This window comes from Pseudomonas sp. NPDC089554, from assembly GCF_050280645.1.
Taxonomy (GTDB): domain Bacteria; phylum Pseudomonadota; class Gammaproteobacteria; order Pseudomonadales; family Pseudomonadaceae; genus Aquipseudomonas.
On sequence record NZ_JBNNVR010000167.1, the window covers coordinates 1 to 3,656 of the forward strand.

At 62.0% G+C, this 3,656-nt stretch carries 4 protein-coding genes; all 4 read right to left on the reverse strand.

Annotation, left to right across the window (positions count from 1 at the left end; all coding sequences use genetic code 11):
* Nucleotides 1–134: 134 nt before the first annotated feature.
* Nucleotides 135–1,046 carry an SdiA-regulated domain-containing protein gene (locus tag ACQKPE_RS25945; RefSeq protein ID WP_427669556.1) on the reverse strand — a complete coding sequence of 304 codons (912 nt, stop codon included), beginning with the start codon at nucleotides 1,044–1,046 and terminating at the stop codon, nucleotides 135–137.
* 119 nt (nucleotides 1,047–1,165) lie between these two features.
* Nucleotides 1,166–2,086, reverse strand: a complete 921-nt coding sequence (locus ACQKPE_RS25950) for an SdiA-regulated domain-containing protein (RefSeq protein ID WP_427669557.1) — start codon at nucleotides 2,084–2,086, stop codon at nucleotides 1,166–1,168.
* A gap of 130 nt (nucleotides 2,087–2,216) precedes the next feature.
* Nucleotides 2,217–2,882: a fumarylacetoacetate hydrolase family protein gene (locus ACQKPE_RS25955; protein WP_427669558.1), complete on the reverse strand. Its 666-nt coding sequence runs from the start codon at nucleotides 2,880–2,882 to the stop codon at nucleotides 2,217–2,219.
* Nucleotides 2,883–2,911: 29 nt separating this feature from the next.
* Nucleotides 2,912–3,656: FAD-linked oxidase C-terminal domain-containing protein (locus ACQKPE_RS25960; RefSeq protein ID WP_427669559.1), on the reverse strand; the 745-nt coding region annotated here is incomplete at its 5' end.

Consider the following 3,656-nt stretch of genomic DNA (forward strand, 5'->3'; position numbering starts at 1 on the left):
TCCCGCTCCGCCCTAACACGCCGCCTCGCCGCACCCGGGGGCCACCCCCGCTCCCCCCGCGCCCCCCCCGATCTTGAATGCGGCGGGGTACCTGTGGGAGCGGGCTTGCCCCGCGATAGGGCCCGTGAGTTCAGCTATTCAGCCGGCAACTTGAACACGTAGAACAGGTTCGGCTCACTCACCAAATAGATGGTGCCGGCATCATCCATGGCGATCCCCTCCGCCTGCGGCACGCTCTGCTTCAAGCCCTGGAAGCCTTTGCGCAACGACATGGTGTTCAGCGGCTTGCCCTTCGCATCCAGCTCTACCACCAGCCTCGACTCATCCGACAACGCCAGCAGGTGCCCGCTGCGCTCGTCGAATTGCAGGCTCGACAGGTCACGCACGAACAACCTCGAATCACGCTTGCGGTCCTGCACCACGTGCACCGCATAGGGCTGCTCGGGGTTCTGGTGGGGGAAACCGTGCACCTCGTAGATCATCATCGGGTCGCGCTCCTTGGCCACGAACAGGCGGTTACCCTTCGAGTCGTAGGCCAGGCCCTCAAACCCTTTGTTGCCGTTCAGACCAATGCCGAGGGTGAGCTGCTCGGCATCGTTGGCATCGAGGAACAGCGTGTCGTCGTCCAGGCGCACGCGAATCAGCCGTTGCTGGCGTTCGTCGGTGATCACGTAGCTGTTCGGCCCGATGTACTCCACCGCCTCCGGGTCGCCGAAGCCGGTCAGCGGCACGCGACGCAGGATGCGGCCATCCAGCGACAGTTCGATCAGCTCGGAGCGGGCATTGGTGACGGTAAACAGGGTCTTGCGGTCGGGGTCGTAGGTCAGCGCCGAGAGGTCATCGTCCAGGCCTTCGATGGGCTGAGCCTCGATCACCACCTGGTAGCGGTCCAGGCCAATGCTCTGCTCGGAGGGCTGCCACCAGGTCTTGAGGTTGAACCAGCCACGTTCGAACAGGCGGAACTGCTGGCCAGCCACGCCGAGCACGAGCAGCGTGGAAAGACCAAGGACAAGCAGCAGAAATGGCAGGCGAAGGTAACGGCGCATGGGACAGACTCGGCAAGAGGGTGACGAATCTAATCACGAACAGCTGAAGTAAAGCTTAATGCCACTATTTCAGTTGGTTTCAATCCACACATCGCAGGAAAACACCGCAATAGAGCGGTTTACTGCTTCTTGAAGCGATAGAACAGGTCAGGTTCGCTCACGACGTAGAGGTTGCCTTTGTCGTCCATCGCCACGCCCTCGGCCCTGGGCACTCGATTGGCAAGGCCATTGAAGCCGCCGAGCAGGGTCATGAAGCTGACCTGCTCGCCACGCTCGTTCAGCTCCAGCAGCAGGTTGGAGTCAGCCGACAGCACCAGCAGGTGGCCGGTACGCGGGTCGATGGTCAGGCCAGACAGGTTGCGCACGTCCAGCGCATTGTTGGGCAGCGCCTGCTTGTCGCCGGTGAGCGGGCCTCGGCCATCGGTGCGCCAGGTGAACAACCGGGCCGGGCGTTCCTCACCGAGCACCAGTTGCTGGCGCTTGGGGTCCCAGGCGATCCCTTCGAAACCTTTGTTGTCGTCAGCCGACTCGCCCAGGTCGAAGCTCTTGAAGTCTGCGTGGTTCAGGGAACGGGTGCTGGCGTCGACCTTTATCAGGGTTAGCAGGTGCGTACGTTCGTCAACGATCGCCATCTGCCCGTTTTCCAACATGGCGACGCCTTCCGGGTTGGACCAGCCGACCAGCGGTATCTTGCGCAGCACATCGCCCTCCAGGCTCAACTCGACCAGGAACGGGTGCCTGCCCGTCACCGTGAACAAGGTGCGGGTCTTCGGGTTGAAGGTCAGGTCAGAGGCTTCAGCGTCGCCGACGCCCGGCATCACCTTGGCGTCGATGTCCACCACGTAATCCGGCAACCAGGTGCTGCTCACACGCTCGGCGGAGCTCTCGAAACGCTCCTTGACCCACAGCTGGGCGCGGTCGTCCCAGTGCATGATCACCGACAAGCCGTAGGCGGCCACGAGCCCCAGGGCCAGCCAGGGCAACAGCGTTCGTCGTTTCCTGGACGGGGAAGGAAGGTAGCCAGCAGACGGAAAAGCCATGAAGAATCCTCGGCGTGCCGAGTGATCCATGACTACGGCAGATAACGTTGTGGCGCCATTATCCGCATCACATGTGAAAAAAACGCCAAGACGTTGCAAAGGTGGCGGCATAGGCCGCCACCTCCACGGTTTACAGCACGCGGCTTTCGAAACGGCTTGCGCCCGGCAGCTCCAGCACCAGCTCGTCGCCCACGTTGAAGGGGCCGACACCGGCTGGCGTGCCGGTGAGAATCACGTCGCCCGGTTGCAGGGAGAAGTGCGCGGCGATGTGCTGGATGATCGGCACGATCGGGTTGAGCATCATGGCGCTGCTGCCGTCCTGGCGCACTTCACCGTTGACGGTCAGGCGCACCGGAATGTCGGTCAGGTCTTCGAAGGTGGCAGCGCTGACGAACGGCGGCAGTACGCAGGCGCCATCGAAGCTTTTGGCCAGCTCCCACGGCAGGCCCTTCTCCTTGAGCTTGGCCTGCACCTCGCGCAGGGTCAGGTCCAATGCCGGGGCGTAACCGGAAATGGCGTCGAGTACCTCTTCCTCGGTCGGCTTGGTCGACAGCGGCTTGCCCAACAGCACGGCGATTTCCGCCTCGTAGTGCACCGAACCACGCTCGGTCGGAATCTTGAAGCCGCCTTCCAGGGGCACCACGCAGCTACCCGGCTTGATGAACAGCAGCGGCTCGCTGGGAATAGGGTTGTCCAGTTCCTTGGCGTGCTCGGCATAGTTACGGCCGATGCACACCACCTTGCCCATCGGGAAGTGGATGCGCGTGCCGTCTACGTACTGGTGCTGGTAACTCATAAGGCCGACTCCTCTGGGGACTGCTTGGCTTATTCAGGTGCGAAGATCTTACCCGGATTCATGATGCCGTTCGGATCGAACACGGCCTTTATCGCCTTCATGCAGGCGATTTCATCTGGCGAGCGGCTGTAGCCCAGGTAGTCGCGCTTGGTCATGCCCACGCCATGCTCGGCGGAGATCGAGCCGTTGTAGCGCTCGACGATCTCGAACACCCACTTGTTGACCTTGGTGCACGAGGCGAAGAATTCATCCTTGCCCATGTGCTCGGGCTTGAGGATGTTCAGGTGCAGGTTGCCGTCGCCGATATGGCCATACCAGACCACTTCGTAGTCCGGGTAGTGGGCGTTGACCACGGCATCGATATCGCGCAGGAACGCCGGCACCTTGGAGACGGTGACGGAGATGTCGTTCTTGTAGGGCGTCCAGTGGGAAATGGTTTCGGACAAGTACTCGCGCAGCTTCCACAGGTTCTTCAGCTGGGTTTCGCTTTGGCTCATCACCCCATCGAGCACCCAGCCTTGCTCTACGCAATGCTCGAAGGTGGCCAATGCTTCGTTGGCAATATCCTCGTTGCTGGCCTCGAACTCCAGCAGGGCATAGAACGGGCATGGTGTGTCGAACGGTGGCGGCACGTCGCCGCGGGCCATGATCCGGGCCAAGCCCTTGTCGGAGAAGAATTCGAAGGCATCGCCATCCCGGTATTGTGCGTGCTGCACCTGCCGGACGATCGCCACAGCCAACTGGCCGAGGTCATGCAGCGCCGCCTGGACAGGC

What these genes read in the sequence shown, in the direction of transcription:
- ACQKPE_RS25945 (WP_427669556.1), bottom strand. Translation starts at nt 1,046, where the DNA reads ATGCGCCGTTACCTTCGCCTGCCATTTCTGCTGCTTGTCCTTGGTCTT.
- ACQKPE_RS25950 (WP_427669557.1), bottom strand. Translation starts at nt 2,086, where the DNA reads ATGGCTTTTCCGTCTGCTGGCTACCTTCCTTCCCCGTCCAGGAAACGA.
- ACQKPE_RS25955 (WP_427669558.1), bottom strand. Translation starts at nt 2,882, where the DNA reads ATGAGTTACCAGCACCAGTACGTAGACGGCACGCGCATCCACTTCCCG.